Consider the following 25,442-nt stretch of genomic DNA (forward strand, 5'->3'; position numbering starts at 1 on the left):
CTTGCACTCGGATACTCTGTCGCACAATCATACGAACGCGAATTGCCTATGCTCCCAGTAAGACGGCTGCCGTGTGAATCGCCTCAGGTTCAAAAAGTTCAAGCTGACGTATATGTACCTTTGCTTGCTCAACATCTGCCGTGAAGAGAACGACCGCTAAGTCTTTCAACGCCCTTGTGCAGCTCACATAAAATAGTCGGCGCGTTCGATCCACAGTTGTTTCTTCGCCTGCGGCAATGTGTTTTCGGTCGGTATCTGAGAGTTCTTTTAGACCTAGGTATTTTTCGTAGGAGAACTGGAAGTGAGTACTTTCGGCATCGTCCAAGACGACAAGCACTCTATTGAATTCGGCCCCTTTTATGCCTTGCTGAGTCCAAAAAGGTGAACGTTCCGAAATATAGGTGTGGTATGCCAACAGCTGGTTAGCAGGACACGCTAAAAAAGCATCCATTGCGGCCAATTCCTTGCCTGATTCATCGTCTTCGTCAACGTCGTCGTCAATGTCATTGGTCTCGTTTGAATCGGGCAGCATAGGCACAGGTGCATTCGGATCGAGGTACGAAACCAACGATGGGTCGAGGACTAGTAACTCAGAGTTATGTACCTGTTTCAGAAGGTCGCCGATCGTTGCGCCCGAATTCCCAGCGATACCTGCTGAGATTGAAGCAACCAGATCGCCCAATTCTTTAAGTCGCTCAGCGACGCTCACCCCGACAAGGGAATCTTTGTCGAGAAGGGGGGAGTAAGCTCGGATCAGTTGCATCACATCAAGCTGTCGACCACGGTTGTGAGCGATAGCGATGGGGATCAAAAATTTTACACATGGAGAAATTGGCCACGCGGAACCGTCTAGAAATCCATCTTTGAATGCTGACGGAGCCTTGGAATTGAGCGCTGCGTAGAGGTCTCCAAATCCCAAGCGTCGTGCGGCCATCTGGTGAACAATAACGAGAAGCTTTACTCGCTCTTGGTCATCATCCCCTGGTCGCCAATAATTATCTCCGGTTTGCGCCGCCATCCACTCGCGTACCAAAATCAAATTTGCGTCCCGCGTGTCGTCCGCAGGTAGAATGAAAAGATGTGCCGAACCTTCAGGGGTTGGAACGATGCCATCAGGACCTAGACGCTGACCAAGGGTTTGAACGAGGTCATCACCAGAACGGCGAATGGAGTTCGCAAGATTCAGAACTTTCGTTGAGCACCGAAAGTTCTCTGGCTTCGGAATGTCAGCCCACTTGGCGCCTGCTTCAACCTGTCCAGACCCCGTTGCGTAGATTCGTTGCATCGGATCGCCAAAAAAACCCAGACAAAATGTAACGCCGGGTTCACGCTCAACAGTCTTTAAAGCTTCGACGATCTCGGTAGTAGTGTCCTGGCTCTCGTCCACGAATACAAATGGAAACTGGCGCGCGAAAAGAGTTCGGAAGCGAGGGTGTTCGGCAATAAGATGGGGCACGAGTTTCAGAATATCATCATGTCCCAGAATGCCCTTTGCGTAGTTGCTGCCAGTTCCATACCGGAACACTTTGGCCGCCGCGATCCTCCCCGACTGTCGACGAAGGCGCTCTAAATCTCGAGTATCTTTGTCCTTCGTGCGCTGTTGAACCCTAGGACCATAGTCTTTCTGCTTTCCTTCAAGCGCCTCAATTTTTTCCACGATGCGTCTAGATACCCAGACACGAATGTCGTTCTGAAATGGCTTAACTAGCAGCCACATGAAGCTGTGGATTGTCGAGACGTGAACTAGGGGGTCACTGCCCACGTCCCTCCATATCTCTCCGGCTGCAATCTCAGTATAAGTAATACAGGCAACTCGCTGACGCGTCTTCCTCAGCCTGCTTCCGTGCATGTGAATGACTGATGAAAGGCCCTTGATGAGGGAAGTAGTTTTTCCGGAGCCAGCACCAGCCTTCATTATAAAGCTGCGCGGTGGAATATTTCCAAGGCAGTCTCGTAGTTCAATGTCGGCCTGCGTGTCCGGCTTATTCGCCCGGCTACTCATGTTCGCCCCTTATCACGACGTCTTCTGCGATGAGAAGGGGCTCAGGAAGAACGGCCTCAAGTTCAATCCGCACTTCGTCCTTCAGCCAAACAAGTCCATCGCGGATATAAGCAGGAACGTTCCACGCAAGCTCGTCTTCAGTTAGAACCGCGAGAGCGAATTTCGTCTTATCAAAATTTTTTCGGGAAACCTTCTCATGAAGAGCTTGGGCAAGCGCGACAGGACCCGCAGCTCCTCCTTTCACAATCAGGCCCAGAGGCTTCCTCGACATGGCTTGCGACCATGCCGGGTTTTCGAGACCAAAGTCCTCTTCTAGTGTACGCCCGCAGAGGGTTTCAGTCGCCCCGTTCCAAGTAATGGCTCGTTCAATTTGATAGACGACGCGAACCTTCGCATCGTCTCCAAGCACTTTAGTCTTGTCCGCTTCCGATGCGTTACGCAACTCTTCTATAGTGCGCTTTCCAGGAAGCCATTTAATGAGTGTTTGGTTCGACGTCGCAGCGCCCGGTTTACTGGGCAAACAGGCCTTGCCGTATTTTTTCTTCGGCACTGGGACCACAGGCTTCCCCAATGGAGCATTGTTCTGGAAATGAATAGCGGCCTCTTCGTCTGCGTCGACTGGAACATAGAATTCCTCGACTTCCTCTTCATCTATGGCATCGTCGGCCGCCGGTGTCACAAGGGTGACGCTATCAATGTCTGTAATAATCAGGGTCGTAAGACCCAGAAATTCAATAAGCGATTGGAAACGGTGGCCAAAGGCGCCGCCGACCTCTAAAATGCATAAGCAAGCTGATCGGAGAGGCTTTGCGACCTTCCGAATCATTATGGGTAGGAGCAATCTCTCAACATTGCCTTCAACGAGGATAGCTGCATCTGAGAAAAATAGATCGCAGTGAGTCAGTTTAAGATATCGTTCTAGGAAGTCACGATCATCTGGTTGTGCCTGATAAAACGCGGATAAATTCAGGACTTCCGTTATCTGCTCGTTGCCGACGTTCTTACGTCGGAAATAACGGATTGGCTTGAAGCCTAGCTCGTATAGGATATGTGGCGAGTGAGTAGTGATGACCATTTGACTACCGAAAATACTACCATCGTCACCCTCTACTTTCAAAAGCTCAAGAACATTTCGGATGAATACCTGTTGGAGCTGAGCGTGCAGATGGGCCTCTGGCTCCTCTACGAAAATCAGGTGCAGCGGAGGGCGATTTTCCATAGCCGCCCACCTAGCTTGCGCATCAAGAATCTCCACAACCATATAGATCAGATTTTTGAAACCAAGCCCATTATAACTGTCGGGAAGTGTCGTGATGTCCTCGCCTTCACCTATCTGATAGTGGACCCGTGCGTCTTGACTCATGACGTGGGCGGGGTCTAAGGCCGACATAATCTTCAGTCGCGGATTATTGATTCCCGGGTAACCAAGCTTGGCGAGCCTATCTAGCGTGGGTTTAAATACCCCATCTAGATGAAGATTTAACGCTTGTTCTGATTCGAATAATGCCTTAAGTGCAGTGTGATCGTCTTGTCGCTGATTTAGGTTGCGCTTGTAGAAACGACTCAGTCGTTTAGACAGATCTTCCGATCTGGCGCCAGCTTCAGGGTTAGGATCAGTAAGGTGCCGCTGAGCCCCTAGGTTGTCTATATGAATAAGCGATTTTAAAATCGCCCCGCCGCCTGGTTCCCCACCTAATTCATCGGGAACATACTTGCCGATTTCGCAAAAATTCTCATCAAATTGGCTGCGGTCTAATATGAAATAGCGTAACTCATATTCGCTCTTGAAATTGCGCTGGAGATAGTCTGTCATGCAACGAGGCCAGGGAACATATTGCGAATCGAGGGGGAGCTGCGCAGCTCGCTCAGTCCCTTTGGCCTTCGCCTCTTGATAGTTTTGAATAAGATTAGTAGCACTTCGAGCGGTCAGAGAGATTCGGATGCCAACCTTAGTTCCTTCCCACGCTGTACTTGGAAGCAAGGGAATTACTAGATAGAGGTCCGGCGCGTCAACCTCGAACCAGAGGTCAAGGTCTATGCTTGGAAGTGCAAAACCCTCGGGGATATTCGCGGCTAGGTTGATATTTGCAGCCTCGTCGAAAGTTTTCCAGCACGTAGAGCTGAAATCATAGAGGCTGAGACGATCCCTTCCTCCTGTGACGAATGCATGGATGGCTTGAGTTGCTGACGTTTTTCCGCTGTTATTAGAACCTACAAATATTGAAATGTCGTCAGCCAGCTCAATATGAGCATCCTTCAACCGTCGATAGTTTTTTAAGCGATATGAATGAAGGTGCACGAAAATATCTCCTAATTTTTTATTTTAATTGACTAATATATTTATCATGAGAAGCATTAATTTAAGCCGCTGCCGGACAAAATCGGATTTGAAAAATTCTCAAATTTCTTGATGGGATTGCCTCTAATTTAGTTATTCTGCGCTCAACATCTGAGGTTGTAAACTACACTTTTCGAACAGGCTGTTGTTTTTCTATTTTGTGTGCGGGAGACCGATATTTTTCGATCTCCTTGACATTGGGCTTCATAACTGATACCGAGGTTGGAGTGGAAAAACTTATCACTACTCGAAGATGATGAAGTCATTTTAGTTGCAGAAATCTACGTCAAGATTATCTTGTACGGATTTCCATGCGGGAATGCGTGAAGAGAAGACGTGCTTGTAGTTCTAGGAAAAGGCATTGCGAATTGAATTTCACCATCCCGATTTTTTCTCGCTATGCATGAAAGTGATAATGAGCGTGAATCTATTTAGTATGTGGTTTTCACAGCAATAACTTAATGCGTATTGACTGCTGTACAGCATGGCCGATGACCGAGGCCATTCCGAAGAAGGGGCGGCCGTATCCCAAGATCTCGTTCAAAAAGGCGCTTCGCTCGCTGGACGCAAGCGCGTTGGAACAGGCGTTCGACGATGGCTCGGGCGCATGAAGTATATTCTGGACACGAACGTCTTTAGCAAGATGGCGCGGCAGCGCGCGAAGAATGCGAACAATCTGGCGATCGGATCGGTACCCGGCGGGATCGCCTTGACTCGACATCTCATCGATGTTCGCCACAACGGGACCCGGGTGTTGAATTCCTGTAGCCATCCAGCCGCGCAATTCGACGACATGGAAACATCATTCGTAAGGCATTTTTGCTAACAGAAACCGACGCAGCTTGGCTGACAGGCCAGGTGTCATCCTGTTGTTCCTACCTTGAGAAGTTGACCCGATGGCGCACGACCGTATTATTTTCCCCATGCCCGCCTCGTGCGAAGTCGTGTTCGACGTCTTTCACTACCATCACTGGCGCGCGCGCTGGGACAGCCTGGTATCGCACACCGAGCTCGATGGCGGCGCACCATGCCCGTCGGTCGGCGCGGTCAGTGCCAGCACCGGCGGCGGCCTGCTGCGCGCCCTGTCGATGCGCACCGAATTCGTCAGTTACCAGCGCCCGCGCCTGGCGGCGGCGCGCATGGTCGGCACGTCCTTTCCTTTTTCCAGGTGGGCGGCGTCGATGAAGCACGAGCGCGCGGCCGGCGGCGGTTCGCTGCTGATCTACACCTACAACATCGAAGCCGGTCCGCGCCTGCTGCGCTGGCTGATCGAACCCGTGGTCCACCACGTGTTCCGGCGCCAGACCGTCAAGCGTTTCGCGCGCATGCATGCTTTCCTGTCGGCCCATGCCGCCGAGGTCGAAGCGTGGCAGCGCGCTTATCACGGCGCCCGATGCGGCGACCCGCTATAAGCGGAGCGTGCGACGCAAAAAAAGAGGTCCGGCGAACCGGACCTCCTTGACTTCCCGCGTTTTACTGATTACTTCTTGTCATCCTTGGGCGTGATGAACAGGCTGGCCACACAGCTTGCCGTAATCAGCACCGCCACCACGGCCAGCGACGCTTGTACCGGCACGTGATACCACGGCATGATCAGCATTTTCGCGCCGATGAAGGTCAGTACCATGGCCAGGCCATACTTGAGCAAATGGAAGCGGTCGGCCACATCCACCAGCAGGAAGTACAGCGCCCGCAAGCCCAGGATAGCGAACATGTTCGACGTGAACACGATGAACGGGTCGGTCGTGATGGCGAAGATCGCCGGAATCGAGTCGACCGCGAACACCAGGTCCGTCACTTCAATGAGCAGCAGCACCAGGAACAGCGGCGTCACGTAGCGCAGTCCATCCTTGGCGACGAAAAACTTTTCGCCGTGATCGCCTTCGGCCACACGCAAGTGTTTGCGTGCGAAGCGCAGGATCGGGTTGTTCGCCACATCCGGTTCCTCGTCGACCGCCACCAGCATGCGCAGGCCGGTAAAGAGCAGGAACGCGCCGAACAGATACAGTACCCAGCTGAACTCGCTGACCACCCATGCACCCGCCGAGATCATGATTGCACGCATCACGATCGCCCCCAGCACGCCGTAGATCAGGACGCGGCGCTGGTATTGCTGCGGCACCTGGAAGGCGGTAAAGATCAGCAGGAACACGAACACGTTATCGACCGACAGCGCTTTCTCGATCAGGTAGCCCGAGAAGAATTCCAGCGCTTTCTGGTCCGCGATCTCCGAACCGACCGTGCCCTTCAGGTACCACCACAGGCCGCCGTTAAACAGCAGCGCCAGGCTGACCCACACCGCCGACCAGGCGCCGGCCTCCTTGACGCTGACCTTGTGCGCCTTGTTGCCCCCGAATACGAACAGGTCGAGGGCCAGCATGACCAGCACGAAGCCGACGAATCCCGCCCACATGGGGGCGCTTGCAATAGTTTCTAATCCGTTCATAAAATGCTCTCAGTCATCGTTAGTCGCTTAGCGCGCCGCGTCATCGCGGCGCTCCCCTGCATCGTCGCCGGAGGTCTCCTCTTCCGCAGAGACGGCCGCCGGCAGGCGGGTGTGGGCAAAATCGCGCTTGCGCTCGACCTGGCGCACCACGGCGCGGTCGGCGCGGTCGGCGGCGCGGTCGATGGCCACGTACAGGTCGGCTTCGGTATCTTCGATGATGACTTCCTTGCCGCCGCCGAGCTGCACCTGGATCTTGCAGCGCTTGTCGATGCCGCCGCGCGGACCGTTAATGTCGGACAGCGACACGGCCAGCTTGCGCATGTGCTGTCCGGCCCAGCCCAATGCCATGCCCAGCCGCTGCTCGGTGTACGAGCGTAATGCTTCGGTGAGTACAAATCCGTTTGCCTGGATGGTGACGCGCATGATTTTCTCCTGTTGGGTTAGTGGATTCACTATAGGCCGCACGAATGCATCGTACAACTCGAATATAATGTGCTGAGAGATCGAATAAATCGATGTATTGAAAGGTAACATGTCTTCTTTGAATTTCAAGCACCTGCGCTATTTCTGGATGGTGGCGAAAACCGGCAGCATCGCCAAGGCGGCCGCCCAGCTGCACCTGACGCCGCAATCGATCTCCGGCCAGCTGAGCGAATTTGCCGATACGCTCGGCGTCGAACTGTTCCGGCGTGTCGGGCGCAACCTGGAACTGACCGAGACAGGGCGCCGCATCCTCAGCTACGCGGAAGACATCTTCAGCACCGGCGACGAACTGCTGGAGCTGGTGCGCGACAAGACCTTCACCACCACGATTTCGTTCCGGGTCGGCTGCGCCGATTCGGTCTCCAAGCTGATCGCCTGCCAGCTGGTGGAGCCGGCCCTGGACCTGCGCGAGCCGGTCAAGCTGATCTGCCGCGAAGGCCGGCTGGCCAGCCTGGTGGCTGACCTGGCGGTGCACCGGCTCGACCTCATCATTGCCGACCGCCCCATGCCGAGCCACCTCAGCGTGCGCGGCTACAACCACCTGCTCGGCGAAAGCGGAATGACCGTGTTTGCCACGGCGGAGCTGGCGAAGAGCCTCGGCGAGGACTTTCCCGCATGCCTGAACGGCGCGCCCATACTCTTGCCGGGAGAAGACTTCGCCATCCACCAGCGCGTCCTGCAGTGGCTGGAAAAAAGCCAGGTGCATCCGCGCGTGGTCGGCGAGTTCGACGACAGCGCCATGATCAAGGCTTTCGGCCAGTCGGGCGCGGGGGTCTTCTTTGCGCCGACCGTGATCGCGCGCCAGGTCTGCGATCAATACCGCGTGGTGGCGCTCGGCCAGGTCGATTCCCTGGTCGAACAGGTGTATGCCATCACGACCGAGCGCCGCATGAGCCATCCCGCCACCTTGGCGATCAGTAACATGGCGCGCGACAGCCTGTTCGCCAGGGTTGCGTGATGACAGGACGGAAGCAGGCACATCGTCGGGCCTTGACGTCGCCGCATGGGCATCCCGGACCGGCCGGCCCCGCTGCACACTGGCCTGGTGCGCGAATGCAAACAAGTCAAGCCGCAGGCACTGCCGGGACAAACGTTGGCAAGCGCGCACTTGGCGCATACTGTGCATCCACACCCGCTTTCAGAGAACAGGAACATCGATGGATTTTGACGTAGCCGCATGGGAAAAAGAAATCGGCCGCCCAGTACCACCCCTGATGGCCAAATTCTTCACCTGGCTCGCGCCCTATGAGTACGGCGACCTCGGCTACTTCGAGCTTTCCCCGCAAAACCTGGCCGGCGGCAACGACTGGGAAGGCATGGAGCGCTGGGGCGAACACACCTGGGGCTTCATCGGCCTGCCCGACGGTTCCCTGGTCGGCCTGTGCGAAGCGGTCGCGCCGCCCGCCGTCGTGTATATCGGCTCCGAAGGCGAACTGCGCACCATCGCGGAATCGTTCGACGCCTTCCTGCTGGCCATCGATGCGGGCGACACCGGGACCGAGATCGATCTCGACGACGACGAGGACCCCGAACCCGAACAGGTGGCCGCGCGCAAGGCGTTCCGCTCCTGGCTCAAGAAAAGCAGGATCGCCGCCCCGCCGTCAGCGGCCAATTCGATTTCTCCGCCTACACGGCGGGCGATCCGCCCGAACGCCGCGCGCCGCCCAGCCAATCGGACGCCGGCGCGGTGGGCATGCCGGCAGGCTACCTGGACCACATCGAGGGCATGGGCGAGCGGCTCAAGATGCTGTGCAGCATGGTCGGGCGCACCGCCGACGATCCGGCACTGTGCGCCCTGGCGGAAGCGACTTTCGGCAAGGCGCCGCCGCAATCGATCGGCAACGCCAAGCACGACGACACGGTGTGGATGTCCGCGAAACAGGCCGATGTCGAGCTGCTCTTCAGCCGCATGGTGGTGAACCGGTCGTATCCGCCCAAGCCGGTCGGCAAAAAAGCCATCTGCCCGGTCCTGCAGCACGTCGGCTTCGGCAGCGCCTACCGCGACCCGGTCCTGTTCGGCGTGCACGGCGACGCCCTGTGGGATGCGGTGGCCGCGCGCATGCCCGAGCACTACAGCGAAAAGACGCATGAGAACGGCATCTTCGAAAAACGCTTTACCCTGATGCTGGACCCCGGGCGCGATATCGAGCTGCTGCTATGGTCGTACCACGGCCGCACCAACGGCCGCGTGCAGATCGTGCAAGGCCGCGAGTTGACGTCGTTCCATTTCGTGAAGGATATTCACAGCGGCGCCGGCCTGTTCGTGCAATGGGCGCTGGAACGCGGCTGGATCGAGCGCAGCATGTTTGCCGGGCACGAGGACCTGCTCGACGCCATGCTGCGCAGGCAAACGCGGCCGTCGCAGCTGGTCGCGCTGGCGCTGGAACGCGGCCTGTGGGATACGCATCTCGTCAATGCGCCAGGGCTGCGCCAGTTTGCCCATACCTACTTTCATCACTTCGACGGCATCTGGCTCAACACCGACCTCAAGACCATGTTCGGCAAGCGCGAAGGCAGGTACGGGCATGACGAGCCGCTGCTGGACGACGACCCGGCCACGATCTACGATGCCTTGTTCGCCGTCGTCGACCAGCAGTTCGCCGACTGGAAGGCCAGGCATCCCGGCTGAGGCGCCTGCCTCATTGGCCGTCAGCCCTGCCATCGCCCTTGCCGATCAGCGCGACCAGTCCGTCGGCCAGGCTGCCGCGCCAGTGGTAGTAATCGTGGCCGCTGGCGAACTCGCGGTGCGTGACCTTGTAGCCTTTGGCGCGCAGCACGTCGCGCAGGTGGCGGTTGGAATCGAGGATGCCGGCTGCGCCGTTGCGCCCGGTTTCGAACAAGCCCGCTTCCAGCAAGAATTCCACCGGCCGCGACGGCGTTTCGACGAAGCGCCGGGTCAGCCATTCCGCCTCGGACTCGCGCCCTTTCCCTTCGGGCGACCACCAGAACGAGCCCGACTGGCTGTACACCTTGCCGAACAGTTCAGGATGCATGAAACCGGCATACGCCGCCGCCAGCCCGCCATAGCTGGCCCCGGCGATGACGGTCTTGTCGGCCGTGGCCCAGATGCCGCGCTGCTTCGCCCAGGGCATCAATTCTTCCGCTAGAAAGCGCGCAAACAAGGGATTCGGCGGCAGCTCGGCCGAGCGCGTGGCATTGCTCGGATTGGCGATCAGGATCGCCGCCGTCGATGGCAGCGCGCCGGCCGCGACCAGGTTGTCCAGAATGGTCGCGCTCGGCACTTCGCTCAGATACGTTTCCGCATCGAACAGCACGGCCAGCGCATTGCTTGCCGCGCCTGGCTGGTAACCGTGCGGGCGGTACAGATAGATCTCGCGCGTGTTGCCCAGCGCCTTGCTGGCCAGGCGCACTTTTTCCACGCTGCCTGGCGTCACGCCGGCGCGCGGCGCCACCCACGCTTGCGGAGCCGCGCCCGGCAGTTCCAGCACCGAGGCGCCGTCGAAGTGGTCGAGCGGCTTGTCCGGAAAGCTCAGGCGGTTGAGCGGATCGCGCTGGGCCGTGGCCAGGATGGCGCGCCGGCGCACGTTCGGCGGGCTGTCGAGCTGGGGCACGTCGGGCGCCAGCCGGTAGCTCAGGCGCGTGCCGGGCGGCACCGCGTAGCTGCGGAACCACACGTCGCTCTCGCCCAGGCGCGCCATCTCGTCATGGTCGGACGACGGCCCGCCCATGATGCGCACGTTCTGGCGCGCGCCGCGCCACAGGAAGGTGACCAGCGGTTGCGTTTTGTCCGGCCCGGTCATCTCGACCAGCGGCGTGCCGGCGCGCTCGACCTCGCGCCAGAAGGCGCCGCTGTCGCCGCCTTCCCCGAGCGTCTGGCGCAGCGCCTGCAGGCGCGGGCTGGCAATGTCTTGCTGGGCGGCGCGCTGGGCCGCGCGGGGCACCAGCTGCAGCAGTTTCAGCTGGTAGGCGCCGCTCTCGGGCGCGCGCACGTCCAGCGTGTAGGGGCCGTTGGCGCCGGCCACGAACATGAATTCCTGTTCGTCGCGCTTGCCCTTGGCCAGGATCTGCGCGCGCTTGCCCTGCGCGTCGAGCAGCACCAGGCGCATGCCGGGGCCGCTGATGGTGCCTTGCACGTAGTCGCCTTCGGCCAGGGTGAGCGCATGGGCGCGCGCCTGCTGCGCCTGCAAGTTGCCGCTGAATGCAGGCAAGGGCGCTGCCGCCTGCGCCGCGTGGGTGAAAAAGAGGACGGCCGCAGCCGCCAGGATCGTTGAACGCAGCATCTTAAAACCTCGCCATCATCGACAGGAACACGCGCCTGCCTTCTTCGTTGAAATCGGCCGCGCTGTCACGCTGGCGGCCCTTGTCTGCCAGATTGAGCACGCCGGCGCCGAGCGTCGCGCCGTTGCCGAAGCGGTACGCCGCGCTGAGGTCGGCCACCTGGTAGGCTTGCTTGCGCACCAGGTTCTGCCCGTTCGACGGCACGCTCAGGTATTGCTCGCCGATATGGCGCACGGTGAAGCTGGACGACCATTGCGCCGTCGGGCGCCAGTCCACGCTGACGTTGGCGTTCTGGCGCGGGCGGTAGACCAGCGGCAGCGCGCGCGCGTTGCTGGCGTTTTTGGCGTCGGTGTAGGTGAGATTGGCGCGCGCCGACCACTGGCGCGAGAATTCGGTGCGCACATGGGTTTCCACGCCCCGCGTGCGGACCTTGGCAATGTTCTGGTAGGTGAAGATCGGCCGTCCGTCCGGCAGGAAACCGGCAAAGTTGGCGTAGGTCTGCGCCAGCGCCTTGTCGGAAGTGCGGCTGCTGATGTCGATCATGTCGCTCAGCTTGTTGTCGAAGAGGGTTATGCCGCCGCCGACGCGGCCATCGTCGAACTGCATGCCGAGTTCCTTGCTGGTGCTGGTCTCCGGCGACAGGCCGGGGCTGCCGATGATGTAGCAGCCCACCGTGGCGCTGCCGCACGACACCGAGCCCCAGTTGGCGCTGCCTTGCAGCAGGGTCGGCGCGCGGAAGGCGCGCGCCCAGCCGCCCTTGATGGTGATCGCAGGCGTGAGCTGATAGACCAGGTAGGCGCGCGGGCTGTGGTGGCCGCCGAAGTTCTCGTGGTGGTCGTAGCGGTTGCCGAGCGTCAGTTTCAGGTTCTCGCGCACGCTGATTTCATCTTCGGCGAACAGGGCGTACTGCGCGATCTCGATATTGGGGTCCTGGCGGTAGCCGGCGGTGCCGGGCAGGCCGGTGATGTTGGCCGGGTCGTGCAATTGTTCGCGCCGCAACTCCCCGCCCACGGTGACGCTCTGGCCGGCCTGGTCGAAGGGCAGGATCAGCTTGCCGTCGAGGCTGCTGGTGCGGGCCTTGTTCGGGTTGGCCTGGCCGCTCACGGTGCCGACCAGGTTGCGTGTCGTGTCCAGGTTCAGGGTCGCTTCCGAGCGCGCCTCGCCGTAGCGGCCGCGGTGGCTGAGCGAGGTCGCCTCGCGTTCGAGTACCGTGCCGCCGTGGTCGCGCCGGCTGGTATCGTGCCCGAGCTTGACGTCATGGCCGCTGCCCGGCGTCCATGCCAGGGCGGCGCCGAGCGCACGGTTGGCGATCAGCGGAAAGCCGGGCTGGGCCACGCCGTCGACCGGGGCGTTCAGGCCCGCGTCGCGCTTGCGCTTGTCGTACGAGGAGCTGACGCGCAGGCCCAGCACGTCGGCGATCAGGGGGCCGCTGGCGCTGACGCTGGCCGAGCGCGTGTCGCCGGCGCCGTCGTTGCCGGGCTGGACGGTGTCGAGCTTGAGCGAGCCGCGCCAGGTCTTGCCGATCTTGCGCGTGATGATGTTGACCACGCCGCCGATCGCGTCCGAGCCGTACAGCGAAGACATCGGCCCGCGCACCACCTCGATGCGCTCGATGTCCGCCGTCGGCACCCAGCCGGTGTCGAAGTCGTTGCCGCGAAAACTCACATTGCTCGAATTGACGCGCTTGCCGTCGACCAGGAACAGGGTGTAGGCCTGGCCCAGGCCGCGCAGCTGCACCCCGGCCACCTGGTTGCCGTTGCGCGAGAGCGACACACCTTCGATGCTGCCGAGCATGTCGGCCAGTTCCAGCACCGGACGTTTTTCCAGGTCGGCGCGGGTGATGACCGAGACGCTGGCCGGCGCATCTTTCACGGTATGTTCCAGCGAGGAAGCGCTGACCACCACCACCGGCAGCGGTGCGGGATCGGCATGGGCGGCGCCGGCAGGCCGGGCCAGGGACAGGGCGGCGCACGCGAGCGTGGCCAGGGCGGGGGACTTCATGGGATTCTCCACAGACAAACAAACACGCGCAATCAAATGCGAATGATTCCTATTACGAGTAAGGCAGGATTATGTCACACTGGCAATCTTCAAAGCTTTGCAAAAACCAGAAAAATGTTTGATTCAGCAAATTTCATGTCCGCAACGCCAAACCCCGCGCGGCTGGTCACGCGCGCGGACCTGGTGCGCAGCGCCGGCCTGCTCGGCTCCGGCTATCACTTCGGCGACAGCGGCCCGCCCGACGAAGCGCTGCTGCACGGCCAGTTCGACACCTTGCACCTGCGCCCGGGCCTGATCCTGCACGCGGCCGCCGTGCGCGACCTGCGCGATCTGGAAACCAGTAACAGCCTGCATCCAGGCATCAAGATCGTGGTGGTGATCGAGGGCTGCACCGATCTGTCGTACGGCCACCGCCGTTTTGCGCTGGGGCCGGACAGCGCCGATCCGGGCACCCGCGCGGCGGGGGCGCTGGTCAACCTGGCCGAAGCCGATGGCTTCAGCCGGCGCTGGCGGCGCGGCCGCCACGAGAAAAAGGTGAGTTTGACGCTCACGCCGGAATGGATGGCGCTGGCCGGGCTCGACGCGCACGCCGCGCCGCCGGCGCTGCGCGGCTTCCTGCGCGAGCACCTGGCGTGCCAGCCGTGGACGGTGTCGGCGCGGGCGCGCCGGCTGGCGGCGGACATCCTGGCGCCGGCGGCGCTGGCGCCGGGCTTGCAGCGCCTGCGCCTGGAAGGGCGCTGCATCGAGCTGGCCAGCGAGGCGCTGGCGGCCTTTGCCCCGGTCGCGCAGGCGGCGCCGCTGCGCGCCGCCGACCGGCGCCGGCTGGCGCGCCTGGACGAGCTGCTGCGCAGCGAACAGGGCGCGCAACTGTCGATGGCGGAGATCGCGCGCGAACTGGGCACCAACCCCAGTTCGCTGCAGGCGCTGACGCGGCGCGCCTGGGGCGCGAGCGTGTTCGAACGCCTGCGGTGGCTAAGCATGGAGCGCGCGCGCCGGCTGTTGGCGGACGGGGCCGGCGTGGCGCAGGCGGCCGAGGCGGCCGGCTATGCGGGGGCGAGCAATTTCGCCACCGCCTTCAAGAAGCGGTACGGAGTCAGCCCGCGCCAGGCGCATACCCTTCCAGGCTGAGCCGGCCGGGCAAAAAAAAGCAGCCGGAGGATTTCCGGCTGCGCGTGTCTGGTGCCGGTGTTCGAGGTCACCGGACTAACCTGTGGGAGATGCAGGGGCATGTCACCAACAGGGTCAGAATAATCCTCCCAGATGACGGGAGCATGACGCAAGGCCAATCGGAACAAGGTTTTTTTGCTAACAAATTGCTTGGCAAAACATCCGCGTTCCGGCCTCGGGCGCCGGCCTGGCTCCCGCTCAGGCTTGCGGCTTGGCCGGGTTGAGGCGCTCTTCCAGTTCGGACACGCGCTGTTCCAGTGCTTCGAGCTTGGCGCGGGTCTTGGCCAGCACCTGGGCCTGGATGTCGAATTCCTCGCGCGTGACCAGGTCGAGCTTGGAAAAGCCCTGGGTCATCATGCTCTTGACGTTCTTTTCGATGTCCTTGGCCGGCGAACTCTCGATGGCCTGGTTGATCTTGCCCTGCAAGTCGTTGAAAAAGCTGTTCATATCCATCGCAATCCTCGTGAAATCGGTAGCGCACCGCTGCGGTGCGGCAGGTGGGCCAGTTTGGTGCATATAGGCCGGCCGCGACAGGAATCGCGGAAATTTTACTGTTTATTAACAGCAAGTTGGGGACGCCCGCAGCAAAATCAAGTCGCGTCCGGGCGTACGCGGAGCTGGCACGACTTCTGCTAATGGGTAAATAAGCAGTGTGCATGCTCCAGGCTTCATTTTAAACCCCAACCGCCGTCTCTGTTAAAAAACCATAAGGGAACCGCCATGAATAAGCTGTCTACTCCGTCGTCTCTCGCCGCTGCGCTGACTCTGGCGCTGGCAAGCCTGGGAGCCCCGCTGGCCCAGGCCGCCGATGAGCCCGTGCCCGACCATGTAGTGAGCTTCAACGCCGCCGTGACCAGCGACTACCGCTACCGCGGCCTGTCGCAAACCCGCATGAAGCCGGCAGTGCAGGGCGGCGCCGACTACACCCACAACCCGAGCGGCGCCTACGCCGGCATCTGGGCCTCGACCATCAAGTGGACCAAGGACCTGGGCGGCGACGGCGATGTCGAAATCGACCTGTACGGCGGCAAGCGCGGCGAGATCGCCAAGGGCGTCAGCTACGACGTGGGCGGCCTGTACTACGCTTACCCATCCAACGGCCTGAACCCGAACGCCAACACCTTCGAGCTGTACGGCCAGGTCGGCATGGGCCCGGCCTACATCAAGTATTCGCACTCGACCACGAACCTGTTCGGCACCACCGACAGCAAGGGCAGCGGCTATCTCGACCTCGGCGCCAACCTGGAACTGGCCACCGGCCTGGTGCTCAACCTGCACGTCGGCCGCCAGCGCGTGGCGCACAACGATGCACTGAGCTACAACGATGCCAAGATCGGCCTGACCAAGGACTTCGGTGTTGCCTCGGTCGCGCTGGCCGTCATCAGCGCCAACACCGACATGTACGTCAGCCCGGTCAACGGCAAGGACCTGGGCCGTTCGCGCGCCGTGCTGACCGTGTCCAAAACTTTCTGAGAGGCTCGATATGAAAATGATCACCGCGATTATCAAACCCTTCAAGCTGGACGAAGTGCGTGAAGCGCTCTCGGCCATTAACGTGCAGGGGATTACCGTCACCGAGGTCAAGGGCTTCGGGCGCCAGAAAGGCCACACCGAGCTGTATCGGGGCGCCGAGTATGTGGTCGACTTCTTGCCCAAGACCAAAATCGAGGCGGCGGTGGACGACGCCATCGTCGAACAGGCCATCGAAGCCATCGAAGGCGCCGCGCGCACCGGCAAGATTGGCGACGGCAAGATTTTTGTCTATAACCTGGAACAGGTCGTGCGTATCCGCACCGGCGAAACCGGCAACGAAGCACTTTAATCTGAGGGAATACTGATGAATAAAACGATCACAACATGGCTGGCCGGACTCGCGCTCATGTGCGCCATGGGCGCCGCCCTGCCTCTGCCGGCCTCGGCCCAGGATGCGCCTAAGCCTGATACGGCGGCCGCCGTCGTCGCCCCGGTCGACGCGCCGGCCACCACCGCAGTCACGCCCGCGCCGGCCAGCGCCAGCGTGGCCACGCCAGCACCGGCCGCCGCGCCGGCGCCGGTGCCGCAAAAAGGCGACACCACCTGGATGTTCATCGCCACCGTGCTGGTGATCCTGATGACGATTCCCGGCCTGGCCCTGTTTTACGGCGGCCTGGTGCGCACCAAGAACATGCTGTCGGTGCTGATGCAGGTATTCGTGGTGTTTGCGCTGATCATCGTGCTGTGGTGCATCTACGGCTATTCGGTCGCGTTTACGCCGGGGAACGCCGTCATCGGCGGCTTCGACCGGGCCTTGCTGACGGGCATCTGGGATCCGGCCAAGGGCGCCTTCGCCTACGCCGCCACCTTCAGCAAGGGCGTGGTCATTCCCGAGTTCATCTACGTGGCCTTCCAGGGCACCTTTGCCGCGATTACCTGCTGCCTGATCGTCGGCGCCTTTGCCGAACGCATCAAGTTTGCCGCCGTGCTGGCCTTCATGGTGCTGTGGTTCACTTTCGGCTACCTGCCGATCGCCCACATGGTCTGGTTCTGGACCGGTCCCGACGCCATCACCGATGCCGCCACCCTGGCGACCGAAACCGCGAAAGCCGGCTGGCTGTTCCAGAAAGGTGCGCTCGATTTCGCCGGCGGCACCGTGGTGCACATCAATGCGGCGGTGGCCGGCCTGATGGGCGCGATCCTGATCGGCAAGCGGGTCGGCTACGGCCGCGAAGCCATGGCGCCGCACTCGCTGACCATGACCATGATCGGCGCCTCGCTGCTGTGGGTGGGCTGGTTCGGTTTTAACGCCGGCTCGGCCCTGGAAGCGGGCGACATCGCCGCGCTGGCCTTCATCAACACCCTGCTGGCAACCGCCTGCGCCACCCTGTCGTGGGTGCTGGGCGAGTGGGTCACCAAGGGCAAGCCATCGATGCTGGGCGCCGCCTCCGGCGCGGTGGCCGGCCTGGTGGCGATCACCCCGGCCGCCGGCTTCGTCGGCCCGATGGGCGGCCTGGTGATTGGCTTGCTGGCGGGTATCGTCTGCCTGTGGGGCGTGAACGGCCTCAAGCGCCTGATCGGCGCCGACGACTCGCTCGACGTGTTCGGCGTGCACGGCGTGGGCGGGATCGTGGGGGCGCTGCTGACCGGCGTGTTCGCGGCGCCGTCGCTGGGCGGCCAGGGTATCTTCGACTATGTTGCGAACAAGGCATCGGCGGACTATTCGATCGGCGGCCAGGTGCTCACCCAGCTGACCGCGGTCGGCACCACCATCCTGTGGTCGGCGCTGGTCTCCTTCGCTGCCTACAAGCTGGTGGACCTGGTGATCGGCCTGCGCGTGCCGGAAGAAGAGGAGCGCGAAGGGCTGGACATCACCAGCCACGGCGAGTCGGCCTACCACGGCTGAGCGGCGACGGCATGGCCGGTCCTTGCGGCCGGCCTGCACATACAGGCGCAACAGCGGGCCCCACAAGTTGGCAACGACTTCTGGGGCCCGCTGCATGTTGTCGGCGGCATGTTGCATGGGCCCTGCCTGGCGGGAGGCATCGTTGCCAGTTCCTCATGGAACCGATGCCGGCCCGGCGCTACTCACTCGATGACAGTCGATCGCTCCGCCAAGGCGCCGCCTTGGTCCCTGCCATACCCCTCTTGTTAAGGTCAACAAATGCGTGCAGCCCCAGTCAATCATGCCGCCTCTCGCCAAGTCGTCAGCCCCATCCAGACCTCTCCGATTGCCGACGCAGCCGGAACCCAGGCCGCGCATCCCGACAATAGCGCCGCCGCCAGCCGACCGTCCCAGCGAACGCCAGTGTCCGCGCGCGACAGGAATATGCAGCGACGGTTGATCGACGAAATGGTGACCGAGGATTTCAAGAGGTTAAAAACCGGGCACCCCAATCGACTGTTCGGCGCAGGCGTGTCCAGTCTTTCGCATCCCGCCCTCATCGATAACTTCGTTGCTCAAATGAACGCAGTGAATGCCGATTGGGCCGAGAAATCCTCCGAGCAAAAGATCGAACATTTTCAAAACGTCATCACCGGCCACTTTGAAGCAGCCGGCATGCCGCCCCCGCGCATCAAACTGATGGAGCCAGGCGGCGGGCGCAGTGGCGAGTTCGACTCGAAAACCTGGAGTATGGGAATGACGGCGGAAAACCTGGAAACCAGGTCGATGGCCGAGACCGCCGGGACGGCATACCACGAATCGCGCCATGCACAACAATTCTTCATGATCGCCAAATATATTGCCCAGGAAGGAATACAGCCGCCACATTCCAAGCAAATTCCCGATGACATACTGGAAAAGGCAACGTTGGCTGTCAAGGAGTCGCCCATGTCCCCAGCCGAGAGCGCCGAAGCAGCGTCCTACCATACAAGCGTGTATGGCGCAGATCGCGAGAAACGCAACGCCACGCTCAGAAATCTGGCACTTCATACCCCAGCCCGGTTGTTGCAGACAGGTGCTGAGTTTTCGAATGCGAAGGCCGCCCACGAAGCGGCGCTTGCAACGCTCGAAACGTATAAAGGAGAACAGACCCCGGAGTTCAACGAGCGTCGGGAGTTGAGGGAGCAGGACCGGACGTACATGGGCCTCTTCGAGACGAAAAAAACCGCGGCAAAGGAGTTCAACCGGGCACTGGCTGCCACCAACGCGGAAAAAGTGGCGTTCGACGCCGCGCAAAAAGCCTATCACGCCTTGCCCGAGGAGGCAGATGCCTTCGCTGTCGGCGACGCCGTCACCGCCAAGCTGTCCGTGCCCGCAAGCACCTGAGCCCCGCTGACGGCAAGCGGGAGGCGGGGAGCCGCACCGGGTGTGGGCAAGGGATCGGGTGAGCAAGCTCGTTTTTGCCTGGCAAGGCCATGGGACTTTAAAATACGGATTTCGCCCCGATGTGGTGTTCTCGCACGGTAATATAGCGAATTCTGCGTGCCTTGGAGGGTCGCCCTCCCGCATCATTTAAGGAAGTAACCATGGTTCCCCACCTCGTCACGGCCCTGACCGGACCGCTGCTCGACCTCGAAAAGAAAATCCTGGCGGCCACGCCCGCCATTGAGCGCTGGTTCCGCATGGAGTGGCAGGAACATACGCCGCCGTTCTATTGCTCGGTCGACCTGCGCAACGCCGGCTACAAGCTGGCCCCGGTCGATACCAATCTGTTTCCTGGCGGTTTTAACAATCTTGCCACCGAGATGCTGCCGCTGGCGGTGCAGGCCGCCATGGCCGCGATCGACAAGTATTGCCCGGACGCCCGCAACCTGCTGCTGGTGCCGGAAGGGCACACGCGCAATCCGCATTACCTGCAGAACGTGGCGCGCCTGATGCAGATTTTCCGCCAGACCGGCTTGCATGTCCGGCTCGGCTCGCTGTCGCCCGAAGTCACCCAGCCCACGCCGCTGGCTCTGCCGGACGGGAACATGCTGGTGGTCGAGCCGCTGGTGAGGTCAAGCAACGGCCGCCGCGTGGGCCTGAAGGATTTCGATCCTTGCACGATCTTGCTCAATAACGACCTGTCGGCGGGCATCCCGGCGATCCTGGAAAACGTGCACGAGCAATCGCTGCTGCCGCCGCTGCACGCCGGCTGGGCCCTGCGGCGCAAGAGCAACCACCTGGCCGCCTACGATGAAGTGGCCAAGAAGTTCGGCAAGCTGATCGACGTCGATCCGTGGATGGTCAATCCCTTCCACAGCAAGTGCGGCGCCATCAATTTCGACGAAGACCAGGGCGTGGAATGCCTGGCCGACAATGTGACGATGCTGCTGGCCAAGATCCGCAAGAAGTACAAGGAATACGGGATCAAGGAGCAAAAACCGTTCGTGATCCTGAAACCCGACGCCGGCACGTACGGCATGGGGATCCTGACCATCAAGGACGCCAGCGAAGTGCGCGAACTGACCCGCGCGCAGCGCCAGAAGATGTCGGTGATCAAGGATGGCGTGGAAATCAGCGACGTCATCATCCAGGAAGGCGTGCCGACCTTCGAGAGCATCAAGGACGCCGTGGCCGAGCCGGTCGTGTACATGATCGACCGCTACGTGGTGGGCGGCTTTTACCGCATTCACGCCGAGCGCGGGATCGACCAGAACCTGAACGCGCCCGGCTCGCAGTACGTGCCGCTGGCGTTCGCCCAGCAGCACGCGGTGCCGGACCTGAAGGCCAAGCCGGGCACGGCGGCGCCGAACCGCTTCTATGTGTATGGCGTGGTGGCCCGGCTGGGCCTGATTGCGGCCTCGCTCGAGATGGAGCGCACCGATCCGAATCCCGAAGTGTATTGACGATTGACGCGCCAGCCGGGGCACGGGTCCGCCGCCCCGTGCCTGCGCTGCGCTCCACGCACCCGCGCGGCCGCGCAGCCTCGCAGTCGCATCGTCCTTGTTGCCCGGCCCGCCCGTCCAGGCTGGCGGGTTCCCGCAGCTCCCATGGTCGAGCAATCGGCCCGCATGGGTCCCTCCTCCGGCAGCGCCATCCCCCGATGTGTTTGCAAACCTCGGCTTGATGCACAAATGTCAATTCGTGTTAGTATGTCAATTTTACAATCTTTCGAAATGGACAATCATGAAGACACTCTTCGCCGGCGCGGCGTTGCTGGCCTGCCTCACCCCGATCCAGGCGGCCGAGCAGCAATTCGATTGGTCGTTCCGCTATTTCGGCGAATCCTGGCAAAGCGATTCGACCGTGCTGGATCAGACAATCAAGGGCACGTTGACTGTCGATGACGTCAACGCCGACGGCCGCTTCGACATGTCGGAGCTCAAGTCCTTGAACTATTCGGGAAAAGACTACGTTTCCTGTGCCGGATGCATGGTGAAACGGTTCTCGTTCGTCCCGGGCGGCGCCCTGGACTTCAACATTGAAGGAAACTGGTACTTCGATTGGGGCAGCACCAGCAACGCGGTCGATGTCGGCCGTGTATGGTACGAATCAGCCACCTATGACTGGACTGGCGAGCCGCATTATTATTCGCGCCACTTCGTGAGCCAGACTGTGGCCACGGTCAATGCCGTGCCGGAACCTCAAACCTGGCTGATGCTGGGCGCCGGCCTGCTGGCACTCGGCGCTGTCGTCAAGCGCCGCAAGGGATAATCGACAAGGGGGCAGGGCGCCCCCGCTCACTCATCCGGCCTCATCCCAAGCCAACATCGGCGTTTCCGGCTAAAATCAGGCATTACCCTGAATGGAATCGCCCATGAAAATCGCTTTCCTCGCCGATCCGCTGTCCGGCTTCAAGACGTACAAGGATTCGACCTTCGCCATGATGCGCGAGGCGGCCCGGCGCGGCCACGCGGTCTACGCCTTCGAGCAGCGCGACATGGCCCTGGAAGAGGGCGTCGTCAGCGCCGATATCGCCCGCATCGCCCTGACGGGCGAGGCCGACGACTGGTATCGCGCCGAGCCGAAGGCCGCGATGCGCCTGTCCGAGTTCGACGCCGTGATCCAGCGCAAGGACCCGCCGTTCGACATGGAGTACGTGTACAGCACCTATCTGCTCGAACTGGCCGAACGCCAGGGCGCGCGCATCTTCAACAAGCCGTCGGCGATCCGCGACCATAACGAAAAGCTGGCGATCGCCCAGTTCACCGAATTGACCTCGCCCACCCTGGTCGCCTCGGACCCGGCGCGCCTGCGGGCTTTCCACGCCAGGCATGGCGATGTGATCTTCAAGCCGCTCGACGGCATGGGCGGAGCCGGGATCTTCCGCATCGGCGCCGACGGCATGAACCTCGGCTCGGTGATCGAAACGCTGACCGACAACGGCGCCCGGACCATCATGGCGCAGCGCTACATCCCCGAGATCGTCAAGGGCGACAAGCGCATCCTCGTCATCGACGGCAAGCCGGTACCGTTTTCGCTGGCGCGCATCCCGCAGGGGACGGAAATTCGCGGCAACCTGGCCGCCGGCGGCATCGGCGTGGCCCAGCCCCTGAGCGCGCACGACCTGCACATCGCCGAGAGCATCGGTCCGGTGCTGGCCGAGCGTGGCCTGTTGCTGGTAGGATTGGACGTGATCGGCGAGTGTCTCACCGAAGTCAACGTCACCAGCCCGACCTGCTTCCAGGAGATCTTCGACCAGGCGGGCTTCGACGTGGCGGCGATGTTCATCGACGCCGTCGAGCGTCGCAGCAAGGGAAAGTAAGGCGAACATATTATGGTAGGCATTCTGTTGATGACCCATGCGCCGCTCGGGCAGGCATTCATCGCCGCGGTGGCGCACGTGTTCCGTGGCCCGACCGAGCATTTCGAGGCGATCGACGTCACCGCCGACCAGGACCTGGCCGAGGTGAACGAACTGGCGCGCGAAGCGATCTGCCGCCTCGACGACGGCACCGGCGTGCTAGTGATCACCGATATCAAGGGCGGCACGCCGGCCAATTGCTGCAATTGCCTGGCCGATGCCGGGCGCGTCGAAGTCATCGCCGGCATCAGCCTGCCGATGCTGCTGCGCGCGATCACCTACCGACGCGACACGCTCGACGTGGTGGTCGAGATGGCGCTGGCGGGGGCGCAGAGCGGCGCGGTGCGGGTCGACAATCGCATCAGGGTAGGACCGGCGTAAAGGTTTTTTTGGCGGTGGCTGCGGCCACCAGGTGTGCGATCCGAGTGAAGAGACGACTACAACATGATTCAACAAGATCTTGAAATTATCAACAAGCTGGGTTTGCATGCGCGCGCCTCCGCCAAATTCACGCAGCTGGCCGCGAAGTTTTCGAGCGACGTCTGGCTCACCCGCAATGCGCGCCGCATCAACGCCAAGTCGATCATGGGCGTGATGATGCTGGCCGCCGGCAAAGGCGCCAGGGTTACCCTGGAAGCCGACGGCGCCGATGAAAAGGAATGTGTCGAAGCGCTCACCGCGCTGATCAACGACAAATTCGGCGAAGGCGAGTAATGCCGGTCGGACGCACCTCTGCCGGCATGTCCATGGCATCGTTCACGCTGCACGGGATTCCCGTCTCGCGCGGGATTTCGATCGGCCGCGCGCACCTGCTCACGCCCGCGGCGCTCGACGTCAAGCACTACCTGGTGGCGGAAGAACAGCTGGAAGCGGAGGTCAAGCGCCTGCAGGACGCGCTGGCGGAAGTGCACCGCGGCTTGCAGGCGCTGTGGACCGACCTGCCCAAGGATGCGCCGACGGAGCTGGGCGCCTTCATCGACGTGCATGCGCTGATCCTGTCGGACCCGATGATTTCGGAAGCGCCGCTCGACATCATCCGCACGCGCCACTACAACGCCGAGTGGGCGCTGGTGACCCAGATCGACGAGCTGTCGGCGCAGTTCGACGAGATCGAAGACCCTTACCTGCGCGAGCGCAAGGCCGATATCCAGCAGGTGGCCGAACGGGTGCTCAAGGTCCTGATGGGCACCGCCCAGCTGGCCCCGGCGCCGGTGACGGACGAAGAATTCCAGCCGCAGATGATCGTCGTCGCGCACGATATCTCGCCGGCCGACATGCTGCAGTTCCGCGACCGCTCGTTCATCGGTTTCGTCACCGACGTGGGCGGGCAGAACTCGCACACGGCGATCGTGGCGCGCAGCCTGGATATTCCGGCGGCGGTGGGGATGTCGCAGGCCTCGCAGCTGATCGAGCAGGACGACTGGGTGATCATCGACGGCGACGCCGGCGTGGTGATCTGCAATCCGAGCACCCTGGTGCTGGAACAGTACCGGGCGCGCCAGGCGGCCATGCTCAAGGCGCGCAAGAAGCTCTCCAAGCTCAAGAAAACCCCGGCTGTCACGCGCGACGGCACCGTGATCACGCTGCTGGCCAACATCGAGCTGCCGGACGACTGCCCGCACGCGCTCGAATGCGGGGCCGAAGGGGTGGGCCTGTTCCGCTCCGAGTTCCTGTTCATGGGACGCGCCGGGCACGCCCACAAGATTCCGAGCGAGGACGAGCAGTTCGAACAGTACCGCAAGGCGGTGGTGGCGATGAAGGGGCGGCCGGTGACGATCCGCACGCTCGACATCGGCGCCGACAAGCCGCTCGACCAGACCGAGCACACCGCGCTCAATCCGGCGCTGGGACTGCGCGCGATCCGCTATTGCCTGGCCGAGCCGCAGTTGTTCCTGACCCAGTTGCGCGCGATCCTGCGCGCGTCGGCGTTCGGCAAGGTGCGTCTGCTGATTCCGATGCTCTCGCACGTGTTCGAGATCGACCAGTGCCTGGCGATGGTGGAGCAGGCCAAGGCGCAGCTGCGCGAAGCGGGGCAGAAGTTCGATGCGGCGATCGATGTCGGCGCCATGATCGAGATTCCGGCGGCGGCGCTGTCCTTGCCGATGTTCGTCAAGCGCATGAATTTTCTGTCGATCGGGACCAACGACCTGATTCAGTACACGCTGGCGATCGACCGCGTCGATTACGAAGTGGCGCACCTGTACGATCCGCTGCATCCGGCGATCCTGCAGTTGATCGCGATGACCATCTCGGCCGGCAAGAAGGCCGGGATCGACGTGGCGGTGTGCGGCGAGATGGCGGGCGACGTGAAGCTGACGCGCCTGTTGCTGGGCATGGGATTGCGCGAATTTTCGATGCATCCGGCGCAGCTGCTGTCGGTCAAGCAGGAGATCCTCAATTGCGACCTGACGACGATCACTGCGCAAACGCGCAAGATCCTGCGCACCACCGAGCCGCACGCGATCGTGGAGGCGGTGCGGCAGTTGCAGGTGGTTTGAGTCGCTGCTTGTGCCGCTTTGACGTCGTTCCCCACCCCAGTCGCGTCGTTCCCGCCTGCGCGGGAACGACGGTTTTAAGTTTAGCCGTTTTATCCATTTTTAGAATCTCATGTCATCCATTGGA

General features: G+C 61.6%; 22 protein-coding genes. 15 read left to right on the forward strand and 7 right to left on the reverse strand.

Annotated elements, in window-relative coordinates:
- Positions 1 to 46 precede the first annotated feature (46 nt).
- Both EJB06_RS30005 and EJB06_RS30010 read right to left on the reverse strand, forming a co-directional pair.
- The gene (locus tag EJB06_RS30005) at positions 47 to 2,002 is read right to left on the reverse strand and encodes a UvrD-helicase domain-containing protein (protein WP_126077696.1); all 1,956 of its coding nucleotides are present in this window, start codon (positions 2,000 to 2,002) and stop codon (positions 47 to 49) included.
- Positions 1,995 to 4,301, reverse strand: coding sequence for an ATP-dependent nuclease (locus EJB06_RS30010; protein ID WP_126077697.1), 2,307 nt, complete (start codon positions 4,299 to 4,301; stop codon positions 1,995 to 1,997). Before EJB06_RS30010 ends, EJB06_RS30005 begins: the two co-directional genes overlap by 8 nt.
- A gap of 646 nt (positions 4,302 to 4,947) precedes the next feature.
- Between EJB06_RS30010 and EJB06_RS30015 the strand changes: the two genes are divergently transcribed.
- Together EJB06_RS30015 and EJB06_RS30020 are read left to right on the forward strand one after the other, a co-directional pair.
- Positions 4,948 to 5,166 (forward strand): hypothetical protein, encoded by a 219-nt coding sequence (locus tag EJB06_RS30015; protein WP_126077698.1) that lies wholly within the window; start codon positions 4,948 to 4,950, stop codon positions 5,164 to 5,166.
- 70 nt (positions 5,167 to 5,236) lie between these two features.
- Positions 5,237 to 5,752 carry an SRPBCC family protein gene (locus EJB06_RS30020; RefSeq protein ID WP_126077699.1) on the forward strand — a complete coding sequence of 172 codons (516 nt, stop codon included), beginning with the start codon at positions 5,237 to 5,239 and terminating at the stop codon, positions 5,750 to 5,752.
- Positions 5,753 to 5,820: 68 nt separating this feature from the next.
- On the opposite strand, the gene EJB06_RS30025 is transcribed toward EJB06_RS30020, so the two are convergent.
- Together EJB06_RS30025 and EJB06_RS30030 are read right to left on the reverse strand one after the other, a co-directional pair.
- The gene (locus EJB06_RS30025; protein WP_126077700.1) at positions 5,821 to 6,786 is read right to left on the reverse strand and encodes a TerC family protein; all 966 of its coding nucleotides are present in this window, start codon (positions 6,784 to 6,786) and stop codon (positions 5,821 to 5,823) included.
- A 27-nt stretch (positions 6,787 to 6,813) separates the two neighbouring features.
- Positions 6,814 to 7,209 (reverse strand): HPF/RaiA family ribosome-associated protein, encoded by a 396-nt coding sequence (locus EJB06_RS30030; RefSeq protein WP_126077701.1) that lies wholly within the window; start codon positions 7,207 to 7,209, stop codon positions 6,814 to 6,816.
- Positions 7,210 to 7,318: 109 nt separating this feature from the next.
- Between EJB06_RS30030 and nhaR the strand changes: the two genes are divergently transcribed.
- Positions 7,319 to 8,227 (forward strand): transcriptional activator NhaR, encoded by a 909-nt coding sequence (gene nhaR, locus EJB06_RS30035; protein ID WP_126077702.1) that lies wholly within the window; start codon positions 7,319 to 7,321, stop codon positions 8,225 to 8,227.
- A 735-nt stretch (positions 8,228 to 8,962) separates the two neighbouring features.
- Positions 8,963 to 9,898: a hypothetical protein gene (locus EJB06_RS30040; RefSeq protein ID WP_126077703.1), complete on the forward strand. Its 936-nt coding sequence runs from the start codon at positions 8,963 to 8,965 to the stop codon at positions 9,896 to 9,898.
- 10 nt (positions 9,899 to 9,908) lie between these two features.
- On the opposite strand, the gene fes is transcribed toward EJB06_RS30040, so the two are convergent.
- Positions 9,909 to 11,510, reverse strand: coding sequence for an enterochelin esterase (gene fes / locus EJB06_RS30045; protein WP_126077704.1), 1,602 nt, complete (start codon positions 11,508 to 11,510; stop codon positions 9,909 to 9,911).
- Between the two features lies 1 nt (position 11,511).
- Positions 11,512 to 13,509: a TonB-dependent receptor domain-containing protein gene (locus EJB06_RS30050; RefSeq protein WP_126077705.1), complete on the reverse strand. Its 1,998-nt coding sequence runs from the start codon at positions 13,507 to 13,509 to the stop codon at positions 11,512 to 11,514.
- A 135-nt stretch (positions 13,510 to 13,644) separates the two neighbouring features.
- Between EJB06_RS30050 and EJB06_RS30055 the strand changes: the two genes are divergently transcribed.
- Positions 13,645 to 14,637 carry a helix-turn-helix transcriptional regulator gene (locus tag EJB06_RS30055; protein WP_164558076.1) on the forward strand — a complete coding sequence of 331 codons (993 nt, stop codon included), beginning with the start codon at positions 13,645 to 13,647 and terminating at the stop codon, positions 14,635 to 14,637.
- 237 nt (positions 14,638 to 14,874) lie between these two features.
- On the opposite strand, the gene EJB06_RS30060 is transcribed toward EJB06_RS30055, so the two are convergent.
- Complete coding sequence (locus tag EJB06_RS30060; protein WP_126077707.1) at positions 14,875 to 15,129, reverse strand: accessory factor UbiK family protein; 255 nt, start codon at positions 15,127 to 15,129, stop codon at positions 14,875 to 14,877.
- Positions 15,130 to 15,396: 267 nt separating this feature from the next.
- Here EJB06_RS30060 and EJB06_RS30065 point away from each other — a divergent pair, with 267 nt between their 5' ends.
- The 10 genes from EJB06_RS30065 to ptsP all read left to right on the forward strand — a co-directional run bounded on the left by EJB06_RS30065 (position 15,397) and on the right by ptsP (position 25,318).
- Positions 15,397 to 16,149 carry a TorF family putative porin gene (locus EJB06_RS30065; RefSeq protein ID WP_126077708.1) on the forward strand — a complete coding sequence of 251 codons (753 nt, stop codon included), beginning with the start codon at positions 15,397 to 15,399 and terminating at the stop codon, positions 16,147 to 16,149.
- A gap of 10 nt (positions 16,150 to 16,159) precedes the next feature.
- Complete coding sequence (locus EJB06_RS30070; protein WP_054266216.1) at positions 16,160 to 16,498, forward strand: P-II family nitrogen regulator; 339 nt, start codon at positions 16,160 to 16,162, stop codon at positions 16,496 to 16,498.
- 15 nt (positions 16,499 to 16,513) lie between these two features.
- Entirely contained in the window at positions 16,514 to 18,055 is a 1,542-nt protein-coding gene (locus EJB06_RS30075) for an ammonium transporter (protein ID WP_126077709.1), read from the forward strand.
- 258 nt (positions 18,056 to 18,313) lie between these two features.
- On the forward strand, positions 18,314 to 19,420 hold the full coding sequence (locus tag EJB06_RS30080; protein ID WP_126077710.1) for a hypothetical protein: 1,107 nt from the start codon (positions 18,314 to 18,316) through the stop codon (positions 19,418 to 19,420).
- Between the two features lie 200 nt (positions 19,421 to 19,620).
- A complete protein-coding gene (gshA, locus tag EJB06_RS30085; RefSeq protein WP_126077711.1) occupies positions 19,621 to 20,922 on the forward strand; it encodes a glutamate--cysteine ligase in 1,302 nt (433 codons plus the stop codon).
- A gap of 280 nt (positions 20,923 to 21,202) precedes the next feature.
- The gene (locus EJB06_RS30090; RefSeq protein ID WP_229427354.1) at positions 21,203 to 21,730 is read left to right on the forward strand and encodes a PEP-CTERM sorting domain-containing protein; all 528 of its coding nucleotides are present in this window, start codon (positions 21,203 to 21,205) and stop codon (positions 21,728 to 21,730) included.
- Between the two features lie 103 nt (positions 21,731 to 21,833).
- The gene (gene gshB / locus EJB06_RS30095) at positions 21,834 to 22,781 is read left to right on the forward strand and encodes a glutathione synthase (protein ID WP_126077712.1); all 948 of its coding nucleotides are present in this window, start codon (positions 21,834 to 21,836) and stop codon (positions 22,779 to 22,781) included.
- A gap of 12 nt (positions 22,782 to 22,793) precedes the next feature.
- Positions 22,794 to 23,201, forward strand: a complete 408-nt coding sequence (locus EJB06_RS30100) for a PTS sugar transporter subunit IIA (protein ID WP_126077713.1) — start codon at positions 22,794 to 22,796, stop codon at positions 23,199 to 23,201.
- A 63-nt stretch (positions 23,202 to 23,264) separates the two neighbouring features.
- Complete coding sequence (locus tag EJB06_RS30105; RefSeq protein ID WP_126077714.1) at positions 23,265 to 23,534, forward strand: HPr family phosphocarrier protein; 270 nt, start codon at positions 23,265 to 23,267, stop codon at positions 23,532 to 23,534.
- A gap of 32 nt (positions 23,535 to 23,566) precedes the next feature.
- Positions 23,567 to 25,318, forward strand: a complete 1,752-nt coding sequence (gene ptsP / locus EJB06_RS30110; protein ID WP_126077715.1) for a phosphoenolpyruvate--protein phosphotransferase — start codon at positions 23,567 to 23,569, stop codon at positions 25,316 to 25,318.
- Positions 25,319 to 25,442: the final 124 nt, after the last annotated feature.

The organism is Massilia atriviolacea (genome assembly GCF_003953935.1).
Lineage (GTDB): Bacteria > Pseudomonadota > Gammaproteobacteria > Burkholderiales > Burkholderiaceae_D > Telluria_A > Telluria_A atriviolacea.